Raw genomic sequence first — 14,597 nt, 5'->3', positions numbered from 1 at the left:
GCATGTCTACCAATAAAAAAGGGTGATCTGGATGCAAGAAAGACTGGAAAAGCTGCACGCGTATATGGAAAGCAGGAAACTGGACGCATTGCTGATTACGCATCCCAAAAACGTGTACTATTTTACCGGATTTTTGACAGAGCCACATGAACGTTTTATGGGCCTCGTCTTGGTGAGAGGCGAGTCCCCCTTCCTCTTCGTTCCACTGCTGGACGCTGACAAAGCACGGGAGGCTTGTCCCGCCATTATGATTTACACGCATGACGATTCGCAGGATGCGCTAACCGTGCTGGGGCATTTGCTGCCCTCTTCCCTCTCTCACATTGGTGTAGAGAAGAACCATTTGACAGCAAAAACATACGAGGCACTCGTATCCACCGTGCACGCTACAGAAGCAGTGGATGTCGGTGACTTGCTATGCAGTATACGTGTGGCCAAGGATGCGTCTGAAATCGCTACGATCAAGCGGGCTATTTGGGTCATGGAGGAATCTCTACGCCGTACGCTCCCGCTGATATCCATAGGGATGACGGAGCTAGACGTTGTCGCAGAGCTCGAATACCAGATGAAGAAGCTAAAAGCACAAGGCCCTTCCTTTTCAACGATTGTGCTGGCTGGAGAAAAAGCAGCACTGCCCCATGGTGATCCAGGGGAACGGGTGATTGCGGCAGGAGAAGTTTTGTTGATTGACGCTGGCGTGTATGTCGATGGATATGTATCGGACCTGACTCGTACTTTTGCTGTCGGTCAACTGGGTGCAGAATTGCTGGACATGTACGATACGGTCTTACAAGCGAATCTGGCCGGGATACAGGCCGTTCGGCCAGGGGCTTCTATCGCAGATGTTGACCTAGCTGCACGAGCTGTCATTGCGGACCGGGGCTATGGAGAATTTTTTATCAATCGTGTCGGGCACGGGATCGGACTGGAGCTCCATGAAGCGCCTTACGTTCACAGCCTAGCGGTAGGAGAGCTCATCCCAGGCATGGTTTTCACGATTGAACCGGGCATTTATAACACGAGGATCGGTGGCATTCGCATTGAAGACAATGTGCTCGTCACGAAGGAAGGCGTAGAAGTATTGACATCCTTTCCCAAAGAGCTGCAAATTATCGGATAAATGATAAAAGCAAAGGCTGGTGTCGTTTCTTTGAAAGTACTGGAAACAGATCGTCTCATCCTCCGCTGGCAAACTGCCGAAGACGCTGATTTTGTCTTGAAACTGATGAATGAGCCTTCTTGGATTCGTTTTATTGGCGATCGTGGTCTTCGTACGACGGAAGAAGCCCGCAACTTTATTTTGAATGGCGCTGTCGCGATGTATGAAAAGCATGGCTTTGGCCTGTATTTGATCGAGCTGAAGGAAGGAAATGTTCCGATCGGTTTATGTGGACTGATCAAGAGAGATTCGTTGGAGGATGTCGATATCGGCTTTGCCTTACTACCCGCATACTGGGGCAAAGGCTACGCCTATGAGGCAGCTTCTGCCGTTCTTGCCCACGGAAAAGAAGTTTTCGGCTTAAAGCGCATCGTAGCAATCACCCACCCCGATAATGCATCTTCTGCCAATCTTCTAAAGAAAATCGGTCTGCAAGAAAAAGGGATGATTACCCTTCCCAATGATACGAAGGAGGTCAGGTTTTTTGCCATCGAATTCTAGGCTATGCTGTCCAAGTGAGTCGTAGAATTGGTGAAATGGATCAGACGTCCGTATTCGTTATACTCCAACAAGTGGATACCAGTGTCGCCTGTGGCAAAGTAAATGTCGTGCAAGACAGGCAGTTGTAAGAAGCTTTCGATGATTCTTGAGATCATGCCTCCGTGGGAAACAATCGCGATTCTTTTATAGGAAGTACTAAGATGTCTGATTGCGGAATAGATTTGCTCCCCGCGTGCGCGGAATTCGATCTTGCTCTCGCCATCTCCGCCCAGCTTTTCGTGCGGCAAGATTCCCCATGGAAACGGGACTTCCTCTAAGGGCTTGCCTGCCAGGTCCCCATTATTGTGCTCTTGCAGCTCGGGTATGTACTGAACCGAACACCCCACTGTCTCAGCCAAAATAGAGGCGGTCTCACTGGCTCGCTTGAGTGTGCTCGCCCAAATAAAATCTGGAGGAAACTGCTCTAGAACACGTGTTGCCATGAGCCGTGCCTGTTTACGCCCTACTTCTGTCAAAGAAAAATCTGCCTTACCTTCATGTACATTCAAAATGTCAGCTTCGGATTGTCCATGTCGAATCAACAAAATTTGCATTGTTTTGCCTCCTCCTGAGGGATAAAGAGGGCCTCACCGTGAACGGGAGGCCCTGCATTTCCTTTTTCAATTAAGAATGAACGGATTTCAAACCAAGAGAACTCTCGTGGAACTTGATATTCGAGTACTTATCCATCGCGACACGCAGCTGGTACTCGCTCTCAAACAGCATAACCGGACGGCCATAACGGTCGGAAACGGTTCGGTTCTTCACAGCATCGAGGTCTGCTTTCTCCCCTTCGAGCCAGCGAGCGATTTGATACGGCATACGAGTCAGCATGATGTCTACCCCGTACTCGGCTTTCAAACGGTATTCCAGTACCTCGAACTGCAGCACACCTACGACACCAAGAATCAGCTCTTCCATCGGATGGGTACGGAATAACTGCACCGTCCCTTCCTCGGTCAACTGCATGATCCCTTTTTGGAATTGCTTGTGCTTCATCGCGTCCTTCACCATCACCTTGGAGAAAAACTCCGGCGAGAAGTGCGGCATTTCTTCGTACTCAAACGATTTTCCGACGCAGAGTGTATCGCCGATCTGGAAAATGCCCGGGTCGAAAAGACCGATGACATCTCCCGCGAACGATTCATCGACTATTTCGCGGTCCTGTGCCATAAACTGTACCGGCTGCGCCAATTTGATGTCTTTGCCAAGACGGACGTGCTTGACTGCCATCCCCCGCTCAAACTTGCCGGAGCAAATACGCAAGAAAGCGATCCGATCTCGGTGAGCTGGGTTCATATTGGCTTGGATTTTAAAGATGAAGCCGGAGAACGCATTCGTATACGGATCAATCAATCCTTCTGTACTCTTCTTCGCAGAAGGTGCTGGCGCCATTTGCAGGAAGTTATCCAGGAATGTTTGTACACCGAAGTTATTGATGGCACTTCCGAAGAAAACAGGCGTCAGTTGCCCTTTGTTGATCAGTTCCGGATCGTATTCATCTCCTGCAACATCCAGCAGCGAGATTTCGTCCTGCAATTGCTGCCACAGTTCTTGACCGACACGATCACCGATCAATGGATCTTCTGCTCCCTCTACAGGGAAAAAGGAAATCTCTTCGTGCTGTGTATTGCTTTGGTACAGCTCGACACGGGACTTCATACGGTCAAATACGCCGCTGAAATAGCTGCCCATCCCAATTGGCCAATTCATCGGATAAGAACGAATACCCAATACGCGCTCAATTTCTTCCAAGAGCTCGAATGGATCTTTACCGTGGCGGTCCAGCTTGTTCACGAACGTAAAAATCGGAATACCCCGCATCCGACAGACCTTGAACAGCTTGATCGTCTGTGCCTCTACCCCTTTTGCTACGTCGATAATCATCACAGCAGCGTCAGCAGCCGTCAGCGTACGGTACGTATCTTCACTGAAGTCCTGGTGACCAGGTGTATCCAAAATGTTGATATGGTGTCCGTTGTATTCGAAATCCATCGCACTGGACGTAACGGAGATTCCACGCTTTTTCTCGATCTCCATCCAGTCGGAGGTGGCATGCTTGGAATTTTTGCGACCCTTGACCACCCCTGCTTCACGGATGGCTCCGCCGTAGTAGAGCAGCTTTTCCGTCATTGTCGTTTTACCCGCATCCGGGTGGGAGATGATGGCGAAGGTACGGCGTTTTGCTATCTCATTTTCCCATTGGGGATTGGATTGACTCATCTTCATTCTCCTGTCATCGCAAATAAGTAACACATTCGTTTCCTCTACGATTATACCGACAAATGCTTGCCGCATCCACCTAGTAATTTTTCGTTAAACCGATATAATATTCAGTAGTAAAAATTTTTTGACTGCATGACTTACCTATCCATTACCAGAACATGAAAAATTTATGGGAGGAACCCTATGTCAACGACTGTAGAAACACGTGCCGCAGAATTCCGTGACTGTGTGAAGAAAATAACCAGCTACACGCAAGCACTGAACGTTCTTTATTGGGACAAGGCTACACAAGCGCCTCGCAATGGAATGGATGCCCGTTCCGAAATCATCGGCACGTTGGCTGGCGAGCAATTCAAGCTGGCGACGTCTAAAGAAATGGAAGCGCTTTTGGCAGAGCTGAGTGAGCCATCTGTCCTCGAAACATTGGATGAAATTACCCGTCACAGTGTGCTGGAATGCAAAAAGGAATTTGACCGCAACAAGAAAATTCCTGCTGACAGACATCAGGAGTACGTTGTACTAACCGCCAAGGCAGAAACGGTATGGGAAGAAGCTCGTGCCAACAACGACTTTTCCATGTTCCAGCCATACCTCGAGAAAATCGTGAACTTCCAGCTCGAGTTCATCGAATATTGGGGCTATGACGGCAAAAACAAGTACAACACCCTCTTGGACATGTACGAGCCTGGCATGACTGTCGATCAGCTCGATCCGATCTTCGCCACCTTGCGTGAGAAAACCGTCAAGCTGGTAAAAGCGATCGCCGACTCTCCGAACAAGCCAGACACCTCCTTCTTGACGAAAAACTTCCCAGTGGCAGACCAGGAAGCATTCAGCCGTTATATCCTCGAGAAAATCGGGTATGACTTCAAGTCTGGCCGCATGGATCGCAGTGCGCATCCGTTCTGCACCACCTTCAACCCTGGAGATGTCCGCATTACGACACGCTACGCTGAAAATGATTTCAATTCTGCGCTCTTCAGTTGTATTCACGAGGCTGGCCACGCGATGTATGAGCAGAACATCAATCCAGACCTGCTGTTCACGCCTCTGTGCGATGGTACTTCCATGGGGATTCACGAATCTCAATCCCGCTACTGGGAAAACATGGTCGGACGCAGTCTGCCATTCTGGAATCACTTTTTCGCGGACCTGCAAAAAGCGTTCCCTACCCAGTTCGAAGGCGTGTCTGTAGAAGATCTGCATCGTGCGGTTAACGCTGTTACTCCTTCCTTTATCCGGACAGAGGCAGATGAGTTGACGTACAACCTGCATGTCATGATCCGCTACGAAATCGAGAAAGGCTTGATCAACCAGACCATTCAAGTGGCTGATCTGCCGAAAATCTGGAACGAAAAAATGAAAGAATACCTGGGTGTTGAGCCACCGACAGATGCATTGGGTGTACTTCAGGATGTACACTGGTCAGGCGGAATGATCGGTTACTTCCCGACTTACTCGCTGGGTAATGTGTATGCGGCACAATTCGTCCACGTTATGGAGAATGAGATTAACGGTTACGAAGACCTGATCGCAAAAGGCGATTTCGCGCCGATCCGTGAATGGCTCAAGGAAAAAATCCATCAGTACGGTAAAATGAAGAGCCCTCGTGAACTCGTTCAAGCGATTACAGGCGAAGGTACAAATGCAACTTACTTGATGAATTACCTCGAGAAAAAATACACAGAGGTATACAAGCTGTAAGCAGTTCTCCCCTTACTTTCCAATGTTCTCCCTACTCAGGGAGGACATTTTCACTTTGTAAAGTTACTTTTCGTAACCTACGTACATAAAAGTGCATCCTTCCCTCCGGGGATAAATGCTAGTACACTGCACAATATACATGAGATTCCTATTGTCTTGAAAAAGGAGTGTTTTTCGTTTGGCTATCGAACTAAAAGGAAAAACCGCATTCATTACGGGTGCAGGTAAAGGTATTGGCCGCGCAATTGCGATCGCCCTGGCGAAGGAAGGCGTGCATCTCGGTCTCTTGGCTCGCTCTGAGGAAAATCTGAAGCAAGTCGCGAAGGAAGTAGAAGCATACGGCGTCAAGGTAGCGATTGCGACCGGAGACGTATCCAATTACGATGCTGTTACAACAGCTGTTGCTTCTATCAAAAATGAACTGGGTCAGATTGATATTCTGATCAATAATGCGGGCGTTGCCAAATTCGGCAAGTTCATGGACCTGGAAACAAGCGAATGGGAGCAAATCATCCAAGTGAACCTGATGGGCGTCTATTACGTGACTCGCGCAGTGCTTCCAGGCATGATGGAGCAAAACGCCGGTGACATTATCAACATTTCTTCCACGGCAGGACAAAAAGGTGCTCCTCTTACCAGTGCGTACAGCGCATCCAAGTTCGGTGTTCTTGGTCTGACGGAGTCTTTGGCTCTTGAAGTACGCAAACACAACATCCGAGTCACGGCGCTAACGCCGAGTACGGTAGCTACCGATTTGGCTTTGGACTTGGGTCTGACAGACGGAAATCCAGAGAAGACCATGCAGCCTGAGGATATTGCTGAGTTCGTGGTTAGCCAGCTGAAGCTGAACAAACGCATTTTTGTGAAATCCGCTGGACTGTGGTCCACCAATCCATAGAAATGACATGGCAAAAAAGCGAAAAGAGTCCGTTCGTACAGGCGGATTTCTTTTCGCTTTTTTGCGAAGTCCTGTGAAATCGCTTCATTTTTGTTCACTTTCTATCCACCATTTCTTCACGCCTTATTCACACCTGCCCAACCAAAACTGCCCTCAACTGGAGTATGATGAACATGTAAAACATTTCCACAAAGTGGAGGGTATCCTTATGGTACAAATGCTGTCGAATTGGTTGTGGGGGAATGAAGAACAAGAAGTCGTTCCATTCGAGACGAAAAGATACGTCCGGAATGAAATGGAGCAATTCACGTTCAATGAGCCACAGCAAGTGCTGCCGTATCCGCTTCCCCAGTTATAAGATCCAATACTTGAGCCTATATAGCTTGAAGCTGCCGAGTCCGGCAGCTTTTTTTGCTTCTTTCTGAAAGCGCTCACTGATGTGCTACAATGTGGTAAACAGGAGGGGTTCGCTTTGGTCGAGTTCACAGAAAAATGGTTGCCCACGTACATTCGCCGTGATTTGGCGGTTTTATTTTGCGGTATCAATCCAGGACGTATATCGGCTACAACGGGTTTCCACTACGCCAATCCAGCCAACCTGTTTTGGCGCGGATTGTACGAAGGCGGCCTGACACCTCACAAGCTCTTGCCCGAGGAAACGGCTACCCTCTTAGACTACAACTATGGCATTACCGATCTGGTCTCACGTCCTACCCGGTCCGCAACAGACCTACGCAACGAGGATTACGCCGCAGGTGCAGATCTGTTCGTCCAAATGATCCAGACTTACCGACCTCGTGTCATTTGTTTTAACGGTATTACTGCTTTTCGTCGCGCGACTGGACAAAAGAAAGCGGCAATTTCACTGGGGCTGCAACCAATCAGGTACTTTGAAACAGAAGATTGGTCTGGCAGCTATGTGTTTGTCGTCCCGTCTACCAGTGGGGCTAACGCATCTTTTACACGTGAGGAACGCATCGCCAAGTTTACAGAGCTGAGTCATTTTTTACGCGAGATGAATTGGCACCCTCTACCCTCACCTGCTAAGTAGGGCCTTTCGTGTCAACCATACCTCTTCTTCCGTACAATACTTGTAGCTCTGTACGCAGGGAGGGGCATCAGCAGTGGACGAACTCATCAAAAAAATCCAGAACAAATACGATATGACTGTTTTGCAACACAAAACCATTCGAGATACACCCAAGTCACTCGTCATTTACTTGGAAACAACCAATGGCAAATTCATCGCAAAAGCTTTGCCTCTGGAAAAGGAACGTTTACATTTCATCCTGCATGCAGAAGCGCATTTGCGTAAAAACGGCGTACACATCCCCGACATTCAACGCACCAAAAATAATAAGCGCTACATCACGCATAAAGAAAAGCATTTCGTTCTCCACCAAAGGCTCTCCTGGCCAAATATTGCGTATACTTCCCCTCTTCGAATGGAACGCATCGGCACGGTATTAGGCAAAATTCATGCGAAATCGCTCGGTTTTTCCTCCAAGTACGGCAAACTTTACAATGGCGCAGAGAAATGGTCCGTGGAGTACAAAACAGATTTAGCTGCCCTTGAGAAGTGGGAGCTTCGACACACCGGGAAAAATGATCGAAAATACGCCACTATCGCGGAATATCTTCCTTTTTTTAAACAAGCAGGAGTGAGTGCCAAGGAACATTTACTCTCCTCTTCATACTTCTCGACATGGAAAAGGGAGCCATTGACCAAACACTTCCTCTGTCACGGAGATTTTAACAATGGGAATCTGCTCGTCAGTAATCAAAGAATTGCGATCATTGACTGGGAGGACGTTCGCTACGATTTTCCGTCCAAAGACATTGCGCGTGTTCTATCCCTTGCTATGCGAAAAAATGACCAGTGGAGCGAGGAATTGTTCTCTCATTTATTGCGTGGTTATCTCCAAGAAAATCCCCTATCGATTAGGCAACTGCATTTACTCTTTGTCGATCTCGCTTTCCCGCATATCATTGAACGTTTTTTACGCAAAAAGCAGTATGATCAGATGAACCTTGCTGAGATTCAACAGTTTTGTAATCGGGAAGCTCTCAAAACCGCGTTTATGCTAGACGAAATGAAGGCCCATGTGTATTAGACGCAAGGCTGGCTATAGCCTGTCTATACACATAGGCCTTCCCTATTTAACTGGCGCAAACCGTTACGTCTGAGCCATCCTCACCAAAGAGCTTTGTTGGCGGGTATATTGAATGAGCTCTGCCGCCATCTCGTAATAATTGAAAGGTGTAATCAGATAGATGCCATTGAAGTAACGGACGGCCGTATCGACCAATTCCTTCGCGATTGCGATTCCTTCCTGTCTGGCAGCCTCTCCCTGTACCTTTTTCATCCGTTCCAGAGCTTCTGGCGACAGCTTGATTCCGGGCACTTCATTATGCAGGAACTCCGCATTGCGCGAGCTGGTCAGCGGCATGATCCCGATAAAGAAAGGAATGCCGATATGCTTCGTCGCCTCGTATACATTCCGAATAGACTCCGCATCGTACACAGGCTGCGTCATAATGTAATCCGCGCCTGCCTCAACCTTTTTTTCCAAGCGGGCAACGGCAGCATCCATATTTCGGACATTCGGATTAAAGGCTGCGCCCACGATAAATTGGGCTTTTTGCTTTAACGGACGTCCTGAGAACGAAACACCTTCGTTCAACTGCTTCACCATGCGAATCAGATCAAACGAGGTCACGTCAAATACTGAGCTAGCACCTGGCAAGTCACCAAAGCGTGATGGATCGCCAGTAATTACTAATATTTGGTCAATCCCCAAAGCGTGTAGCCCCATTAAGTGCGATTGCTGGCCAATCAGATTGCGGTCCCGGCAAGCAAGGTGCAAGAGCGGATCGATTCCATGTCTGCTCTTCATGAGGGCCCCGAGAGCCATGTTGCTCATGCGCACTGTCGCCAACGAGTTATCCGCCAACGTAATCGCGTCTGCTCCTGCTTTGTGCAGCTCACAGCATCCGTGGAGAAATTGGTCTGCATCCAGATCACGTGGCGGATCAAACTCGACAATGATCGTCGTTGCTGTTTTTACACGCTCGACAATGCTTGGTTTCTCCCTGTCCCTCGTGTTCTGCACAGAAATCGTAGGACGATCTCCAGCAACGATGGTCGGGTTCACACGCGCTTGCGGCTCAAGAGACTCAAGTGCATCCGCAATCGCCTTCACATGTGCAGGTGTGGTTCCGCAGCACCCACCAATCAACCGAACCCCCTGCTCACGCAAGCGAAGCGCACTCTGTCCAAAATATTCAGGTGATGATTTAAAAGCGTATTCTCCGTCAGTCATCCCCAGACGCCCCGCATTCGGGAATACGGATAAGAGTGCATCTTCTGGAATCACTGTATTTTCAAACGAGCGTAAGAGTTCAGCAGGACCAAGGCGACAGTTTAGTCCGATCACGTCAGCGCCCGCTGCTTTCAGCTCGGAAAAGGCATCTGTCAAAGCGTAACCATCACGTGTGCGCCCTACTTCCAAAGTGGCTAACTGCGCGATTACAGGGACATCTGTGAGCGGGCGGATTACCTCGATCGCCAGAAGCAGCTCCTCCAAGTCCAAGAACGTCTCCAGAATCAGTCCGTCTACCCCCGCATGTAACAGGGCAATGGCCTGTTCCTCATACTGGTCACGGTATTCATCCAAAACCTTTTTCTTCACCCGTCCAGCCAAAATCGATCCGATGCTCCCAGCTACATAAGCATCATCCTGTGCGGCTTCCCTAGCAATGGCGACTGCGAGCCGGTTAATCCTTGCTACCTTATGCTCCAGACCGTAACGGCTCAATGCATCTCGGTTGGCAGAATACGTATTTGTCTCTAGGAAACGTGCACCGGCCTGGTAATAAGACGTATGAACTTCATGCACCAAACGAGGGTTGGACAAACACAGCTCCTCAAAGCTGACGCCAACCGGGACGCCCAGCCCGTGCAGCTGGGTCGCCATTGCACCATCACCTACTAGGAGATGGTCTTTCAAGTAGGCTCGTAAATCTTTCTTTCTCGTCGTCAACTCCATCCCTTCTCTCCCATTTTCATTTATTTTTACACTTCAAAAATAGATGGACCTGCGTTGAAATAACGCGCTTCTGGGTGAGCAAATACCATCGCCGATACGGACGCCTCTGGCTCCATCATGAAGCCCTCTGTCAGCTGAACGCCGATATCCTCTGGACGCAATAGACGGAATAACTGCGCCTGATCTTCCAGGTTCGGGCACGCAGGGTAACCGAAGGAGACACGAATGCCTTGGTATCTGGCTCCGAAGCGCTCCAGCATCGTCATCTCAACCGGATCCGGTATGCCCCACACGTCGCGCATGACGTGGTGAATTCTCTCAGCAAATGCCTCTGCCAGCTCCAATGCCAAGGCTTGGAGGACATGAGAGCGCAAATAGTCACCACGCTCTTTGAGCTCAGTTGATTTTTCGCGAATCCCGCCCCCAGCCGTTACGGTCAGGAATCCGACATAATCCATTTCCTTGCTCTCAACCGGTCGCAAGAAGTCGGACAGGCAGAGATGAGGTTCTTCCAGCTGACGTGGGAATGAAAAACGCTCCAGCAGCTTGCTGTGGTCTTTTGGATCATAGACCAAAATATCGTTGCCATCTGACTGAGCCGGGAAGAACTGATACACACCGTGTGTCGTAATGGTTCCTTTTTGCTTCGCTTCATTTAATAGCTCTTCCACAATGCCGTACAGTTCCAGTACCTTCTCGTCGCCTTCCTCTATCAATCTATCTACATTTCCGCGTACACCGAGGTGTTTTCCGATGAGCATCCGCAGGTTCAAATACGGTTGCAGATGGCTCAGCGGGTATTGTCGCAGAACATGTCGCTCACAATCGGGCGGCAGATGGATTGGAACGGTTCTGCTAATGGCTGAACGAGCTGGCAAAGGTGCTTTTTTCTCCTCAACAACAGGCTGAGCCGTTGCGACAGCTTCCAGCAGATGCTGCTGTTCCTCTATCAATCGATCACGTTCTTCCGGATTTTGCAGACGATTCACGAGCTCCAAACCATCCATGGCATCTTTTGCGTATAAAACAACTCCACGGTATTCTGGTGCGATCCGGTTCGATGTGAACTTGCGCGTCAACGCCGCACCACCAACCATCATCGGGATATCAATGCCTGCATCACGCAGGTCTTGGGCTGTAATGACCATTTGCTGCGCGGATTTTACCAGGAGTCCAGACAGACCGATGGCATCCGGCTTTTCTTCTCTGCATGCGGCAATTAGTTGCTCTGGCGGTACCTTGATCCCCAGGTTCACGACATTGTAGCCGTTGTTTGACAAAATAATTTCCACGAGGTTTTTCCCGATGTCGTGTACATCGCCCTTGACTGTCGCCAACAAGATTTTCCCCTTGGCAGCGGCATCGCTTTTTTCCATGAACGGCTCTAAAAATGAGACAGATGCCTTCATGACTTCTGCGCTCTGTAATACTTCTGCCACGATTAGCTGATTGCCGTTGAACAGTCGACCGACCTCTTCCATCCCAGCCATCAGCGGACCGTTGATGATCTCGAGTGGTGTGTATTTATCCAAAGCTAGCTTCAGGTCTTCCGTGAGACCATCCTTGGAGCCTTCGACTACATAACGGGCCAAGCGTTCTTCGAGCGTTAACGAGGAAACCTCCACACTGACTTCCTTTTTCTTTTGGCGATAAAATTCGGTGAAGGCCGCCAATGTCTCATCATTTGTCTCGAATAGAAGGGCTTCTGCCAACTTTCTCTCGTCTTCTGGTATCGAAGCGTAGCGCTCCAGCTTTTCCGTATTGACGATGGCGTAATCAAGCCCTGCGAGAGTGGTGTGGTACAAGAAGACCGCATTCAGCACTTCCCGACCCGCAGGAGGCAAGCCGAAGGAAACGTTACTGACACCCAGGATCGTCTTGCAAGCAGGCATTGCTTGTTTGATCAAACGAATGCCTTCTACGGTTTCCTTTGCAGAGCCGATGTATTGTTCATCCCCTGTCCCTACTGGAAAGACGAGTGGATCGAAAATAATATCCTGTGGCTTTATTCCGTACTGGTTGACAAGAATGTCGTACGAGCGTTGCGCGACCTCCAGCTTCTTTTCGCGAGTGATCGCCATACCCGCTTCTTCAATCGTTCCAACGACAACGGAGGCACCGAACTTGTAAATAAGCGGAACGACTTCCTCAAATCGCTCCAACCCGTCTTCCAAGTTGATCGAGTTGAGAATCGCCTTTCCTTGCGAATAGCGAAGTCCCAGTTCCATGACCTTGGCATCTGTCGAGTCGATCATGAGAGGCGCTTTTACTTTTTTTACGATGAACTGTAGGAATTTTTCCATATCTTCATATTCATCACGGTCGGGGTCAGCCAAGCATATATCGATGACGTGTGCGCCACGTTTTACTTGGGCTCGGGCAATATCAGATGCTTCTTCATAGTGTCCGGCTGCAATCATTTCACGGAATTTTTTGGAACCGATGACATTGGTTCTCTCTCCTACTAGCAAGGGACGATTGTCATCTTCGACGTAAACGACCTCGATCCCGGAGACCGCGCTCAGCGGTTCTACAGCGGTACTGCGCGGGTTGCAGTCTTTCAAGGCTTCTGCCATCGCTTGAATATGGTCAGGCGTTGTTCCACAGCAACCCCCAGCGACGTTTATCCAGCCCTGTTCAGCGAATGCTCGCATTTTCGAAGCAAGTCCCTGTGGCGTTTCATGGTAATGGCCATTCTCGTCTGGCAAGCCTGCGTTCGGATAACAGCTGACCGCACATTGGGCAATTCCTGACAGAGTCCGCAGATGATCGCGCATGAACTCGGGTCCTGTCGCACAGTTCAGACCGATAGAGACAGGCTTTATATGCTCCAAGGAGATGTAAAACGCCTCGATGTTTTGGCCCGCCAGCGTCGTACCCATCGGCTCAATCGTACCTGACAGCATCACCGGAAGCTCCTGTCCAAGCTCTTCAAAAGCTTTGCGAATCCCGATTCCGCCAGCCTTGACGTTCAACGTATCTTGTGAGGTTTCCAGAAGAAGAACATCGGAGCCGCCAAGAATCAGACCTTTTGCCTGACGATAATACGCCTCGACCAGCTCTTCAAAAGTGACACCACCTGTCAACGACAGGGTTTTGGTCGTAGGTCCCATTGCACCTGCTACAAAGCGCGGCCACTCCTCCGTGGAATAGGCATCCACCGCTTCTCTGGCCAAGCGTGCTGCCGCTATATTGATTTCAAGGTCCTTCTCTGCCACATCGTACTCAGCCAAAACAATGGAAGCAGCACCAAACGTATTTGTCTCGACAATGTCTGCACCCGCCTCTAAATATTTCTCGTGAATCGAACGGATCACATCTGGTCTGGTCAGGTTCAGGAGTTCATTACAGCCATCATAGGCTTCACCGCCGAAATCATCAGCGGTCAGGTTCGCCTGTTGAAGCATGGTGCCCATTGCACCGTCCAGAATCAGAATTTTCCGGGAAAGCTGTTCGCGAAAAGTTGGTTTCATTGACGTGCCCCTTTTCTCCCTTGCATCGGCTTATTCTCCATAATTGGGTAAATAAAATAAAAAAATCCTCTTCTTTGAAAGAAGAGGATTTGTCAGCAGATACGAAAACGCCTGAGACATCCTCTTATCTTTCAAAGCACGTAGCTTTGCTGGAATTGGCACCGGATTTTTACCGGTTGCCGAGGCTTCATCAGGCCAGTCCCTCTGCCTCTCTGGATAAGAGTCGTACACTTGTCATTTAGTTAGTTTGCGAAATGTCTTGAATGTTTGCAAGTATCTTAACACCCCCTTTGTCTCCCCGTCAATTGTGAATTGTCTATTTTTTACGGAGCCTCCCCTCTTACGCGCCCATTTTTGCCTAAGCTGGGCATCCGCCCAGTCCAATATCGGCATTCGTGTATAGACTGGAGTATAACGGAAAGGAGGGGAAACAAAGATGAGTACATCTTTCTGCGGTAACGGATTCTTCGGTGACTGCTTCGCAATCGTGCTCGTGCTGTTTATCCTGTTGGTTATTATCGGGTGTTCCTGTGACGAGTGTTAGATAC

General features: G+C 49.2%; 12 protein-coding genes and 1 riboswitch. Of the genes, 8 read left to right on the top strand and 4 right to left on the bottom strand.

Going from position 1 to position 14,597, the window contains the following annotated elements; genetic code table 11:
• Positions 1–31: 31 nt before the first annotated feature.
• Both HPY31_RS00690 and HPY31_RS00685 read left to right on the top strand, forming a co-directional pair.
• The gene (locus tag HPY31_RS00690; protein WP_172137674.1) at positions 32–1,120 is read left to right on the top strand and encodes a M24 family metallopeptidase; all 1,089 of its coding nucleotides are present in this window, start codon (positions 32–34) and stop codon (positions 1,118–1,120) included.
• Complete coding sequence (locus HPY31_RS00685) at positions 1,121–1,660, top strand: GNAT family N-acetyltransferase (protein WP_172137672.1); 540 nt, start codon at positions 1,121–1,123, stop codon at positions 1,658–1,660.
• Here the strand turns inward: HPY31_RS00685 and HPY31_RS00680 are convergent.
• On the bottom strand, positions 1,657–2,253 hold the full coding sequence (locus HPY31_RS00680; protein WP_172137670.1) for a histidine phosphatase family protein: 597 nt from the start codon (positions 2,251–2,253) through the stop codon (positions 1,657–1,659). The two genes, HPY31_RS00685 and HPY31_RS00680, sit on opposite strands and share 4 nt — an antisense overlap.
• Before the next feature lie 70 nt (positions 2,254–2,323).
• Positions 2,324–3,922 (bottom strand): peptide chain release factor 3, encoded by a 1,599-nt coding sequence (locus tag HPY31_RS00675; RefSeq protein ID WP_172137668.1) that lies wholly within the window; start codon positions 3,920–3,922, stop codon positions 2,324–2,326.
• Between the two features lie 186 nt (positions 3,923–4,108).
• Between HPY31_RS00675 and HPY31_RS00670 the strand changes: the two genes are divergently transcribed.
• The 5 genes from HPY31_RS00670 (at position 4,109) to HPY31_RS00650 (ending at position 8,641) form a co-directional block, all read left to right on the top strand.
• Positions 4,109–5,629 carry a carboxypeptidase M32 gene (locus HPY31_RS00670; RefSeq protein WP_172137667.1) on the top strand — a complete coding sequence of 507 codons (1,521 nt, stop codon included), beginning with the start codon at positions 4,109–4,111 and terminating at the stop codon, positions 5,627–5,629.
• A 178-nt stretch (positions 5,630–5,807) separates the two neighbouring features.
• Complete coding sequence (locus tag HPY31_RS00665; RefSeq protein WP_172137665.1) at positions 5,808–6,527, top strand: 3-ketoacyl-ACP reductase; 720 nt, start codon at positions 5,808–5,810, stop codon at positions 6,525–6,527.
• 208 nt (positions 6,528–6,735) lie between these two features.
• Positions 6,736–6,885 (top strand): hypothetical protein, encoded by a 150-nt coding sequence (locus tag HPY31_RS00660; RefSeq protein ID WP_172137663.1) that lies wholly within the window; start codon positions 6,736–6,738, stop codon positions 6,883–6,885.
• Between the two features lie 114 nt (positions 6,886–6,999).
• Positions 7,000–7,578 carry a mismatch-specific DNA-glycosylase gene (locus HPY31_RS00655; protein WP_172137661.1) on the top strand — a complete coding sequence of 193 codons (579 nt, stop codon included), beginning with the start codon at positions 7,000–7,002 and terminating at the stop codon, positions 7,576–7,578.
• A 73-nt stretch (positions 7,579–7,651) separates the two neighbouring features.
• Positions 7,652–8,641, top strand: coding sequence for a phosphotransferase (locus HPY31_RS00650; RefSeq protein ID WP_172137659.1), 990 nt, complete (start codon positions 7,652–7,654; stop codon positions 8,639–8,641).
• A gap of 63 nt (positions 8,642–8,704) precedes the next feature.
• Here the strand turns inward: HPY31_RS00650 and HPY31_RS00645 are convergent, their stop codons facing one another.
• Both HPY31_RS00645 and metH read right to left on the bottom strand, forming a co-directional pair.
• Positions 8,705–10,576, bottom strand: a complete 1,872-nt coding sequence (locus HPY31_RS00645; RefSeq protein WP_253901635.1) for a bifunctional homocysteine S-methyltransferase/methylenetetrahydrofolate reductase — start codon at positions 10,574–10,576, stop codon at positions 8,705–8,707.
• Positions 10,577–10,602: 26 nt separating this feature from the next.
• Complete coding sequence (metH, locus tag HPY31_RS00640; RefSeq protein ID WP_172137657.1) at positions 10,603–14,049, bottom strand: methionine synthase; 3,447 nt, start codon at positions 14,047–14,049, stop codon at positions 10,603–10,605.
• Positions 14,050–14,170: 121 nt separating this feature from the next.
• A riboswitch (SAM riboswitch) is annotated at positions 14,171–14,272 on the bottom strand.
• 213 nt (positions 14,273–14,485) lie between these two features.
• Here metH and HPY31_RS00635 point away from each other — a divergent pair.
• Positions 14,486–14,593, top strand: coding sequence for a YjcZ family sporulation protein (locus tag HPY31_RS00635; RefSeq protein WP_012685906.1), 108 nt, complete (start codon positions 14,486–14,488; stop codon positions 14,591–14,593).
• Positions 14,594–14,597: the final 4 nt, after the last annotated feature.

Source organism: Brevibacillus sp. HB1.3 (assembly GCF_013186635.1).
Lineage (GTDB): Bacteria > Bacillota > Bacilli > Brevibacillales > Brevibacillaceae > Brevibacillus > Brevibacillus brevis_D.
This window is presented reverse-complemented; position numbering and strand designations above follow the sequence as displayed.

Excerpts from the sequence above, each read along its gene's own strand:
- HPY31_RS00685 (WP_172137672.1), top strand. The coding sequence starts at position 1,121 with ATGATAAAAGCAAAGGCTGGTGTCGTTTCTTTGAAAGTACTGGAAACA.
- HPY31_RS00660 (WP_172137663.1), top strand. The coding sequence starts at position 6,736 with ATGGTACAAATGCTGTCGAATTGGTTGTGGGGGAATGAAGAACAAGAA.
- HPY31_RS00670 (WP_172137667.1), top strand. The coding sequence starts at position 4,109 with ATGTCAACGACTGTAGAAACACGTGCCGCAGAATTCCGTGACTGTGTG.
- HPY31_RS00690 (WP_172137674.1), top strand. The coding sequence starts at position 32 with ATGCAAGAAAGACTGGAAAAGCTGCACGCGTATATGGAAAGCAGGAAA.
- HPY31_RS00635 (WP_012685906.1), top strand. The coding sequence starts at position 14,486 with ATGAGTACATCTTTCTGCGGTAACGGATTCTTCGGTGACTGCTTCGCA.
- HPY31_RS00680 (WP_172137670.1), bottom strand. The coding sequence starts at position 2,253 with ATGCAAATTTTGTTGATTCGACATGGACAATCCGAAGCTGACATTTTG.
- metH (WP_172137657.1), bottom strand. The coding sequence starts at position 14,049 with ATGAAACCAACTTTTCGCGAACAGCTTTCCCGGAAAATTCTGATTCTG.
- HPY31_RS00675 (WP_172137668.1), bottom strand. The coding sequence starts at position 3,922 with ATGAGTCAATCCAATCCCCAATGGGAAAATGAGATAGCAAAACGCCGT.
- HPY31_RS00645 (WP_253901635.1), bottom strand. The coding sequence starts at position 10,576 with ATGGAGTTGACGACGAGAAAGAAAGATTTACGAGCCTACTTGAAAGAC.